Below are 1492 nucleotides of genomic sequence, written 5' to 3'. Positions count from 1 at the left end.
CGGCTTCGAAGCCGCGGACCACCGCCAGGAAGTTGTTCTCAACGCTCGATGCGTTGAAGAATCCTCCTGCACGCGGCGGGGTTACCGCAAGCCAGTCAAGGTTTGAAGACGCCACGAGACTTATCAATTCCCCCGGAGTTTCCAGATCCCAAAGCCGGATCGTTGCATCGTCGCCTCCCGACAGCGCCAGCCTACCGTTGGGGGAGAAAGCAACTGAAGTGACAATATGCGCGTGGCCTTTGAAGCTATGCAGCTCACGACCTGATGCCACGTCCCAGAGCTTCATCGTGGTATCCCAGCTCCCCGATAGGGCCAGACGTCCGTCGGGCGAAAAGGCAACCGAGAAGATCACCTCTGCGTGGCCGACAAAGGTGCGCACCTCGCGTCCTGACGCCACGTCCCAGAGTTTGATCGTATTGTCTCCGCTACCCGAGAGCACCATTCGACCATCGGAGGAAAAGGCAGTAGAAGCGACTCTGCCCGTATGACCAATCAAGGTGCGCAATTGGCGGCCAGTGTTTAGCTCCCAGAGCTTCAGAGTATTGTCGCTGCTACCAGACAGAGCCAATTTCCCATCGGGAGAAAATGCAACAGAGAACACCTCCATAAAATGATTGGTGAAGGTGCGCAGCTCCCGACCCGTGGCTAGATCCCAGAGCTTCAGCGTCTTGTCGTCGCCCCCTGACAAGGCGGTCTTGCCGTTAGGCGAAATGGCCACCGAGTTCACTCTACCCCTGTGGCCTGTGAAGCCAAATAACTCGCGCCCCGACGGCACGTCCCAGAGTTTCAGCGTGGTGTCCCAGCTCCCCGATAGAATCAGCTTGCCATTGGGAGAAAATGCGACTGACGAGACCCAACCAGTATGGCCTGTGAATCTGCGCAACTCTCGGCCCGAGGCCAAGTCCCAGATTTTCAGTGTCCCATCCTCGCTACCCGATAAGACGAGCTTCCCATCTGGAGAAAAGGCAACTGACCACACGCCTTCCGCGTGCCTACCGAATCTGTGCAACTCGCGGCCGTAGACTAGCTCCCAGAGTTTCAGCGTCTTGTCCCAGCTTCCCGATAGGGCCGTCTTGCCGTCGTGCGATATGGCAACCGATGTGACTCCACCCTTGTCGGTGAAGCTGCGCAGGTTCCGTCCAGATGAAGCCTCCCAGAGTTTCAGTGTGGCGTCATCGCTCGCTGACAGTATCAGCTGACCATCGGGGGAAAAGACAGCCGAGAGGACCACTCCTTTGTGCCCCGCGAACGTGCGAAGCTCGTGGCCTGTGTCGAGATTCCAAAGCTTCAGTGTCCCGTCCTCGCTGCCGGACAGCGCAGTCTTGCTGTCCGGCGAAATGGCAACCGAATTAACGCCGTCCGCATGTCCTACAAAGCTACGTAGCTCGCGGCCTGTGGCGAGATCCCAAAGCTTTAGCGTCTTGTCCCAGCTCCCCGAGAGAGCCATCTTGCCGTTAGATAAAATGCCAATCGAGCGAACAGCTCCTTCGTG

Annotated in this window: 1 protein-coding gene; it reads right to left on the bottom strand. The window is 57.8% G+C overall.

What is annotated here, in order from left to right; all coding sequences use genetic code 11:
- Window positions 1-1492: WD40 repeat domain-containing protein (locus BRAS3843_RS04340; RefSeq protein ID WP_139024726.1), on the bottom strand; the 1492-nt coding region annotated here is incomplete at both ends.

It is taken from the genome of Bradyrhizobium sp. STM 3843 (assembly GCF_000239815.1).
Classification (GTDB): domain Bacteria; phylum Pseudomonadota; class Alphaproteobacteria; order Rhizobiales; family Xanthobacteraceae; genus Bradyrhizobium.
The sequence above is the reverse complement of the archived record's forward strand: the minus strand, read 5'-3'. Positions and strand labels throughout refer to the sequence as shown.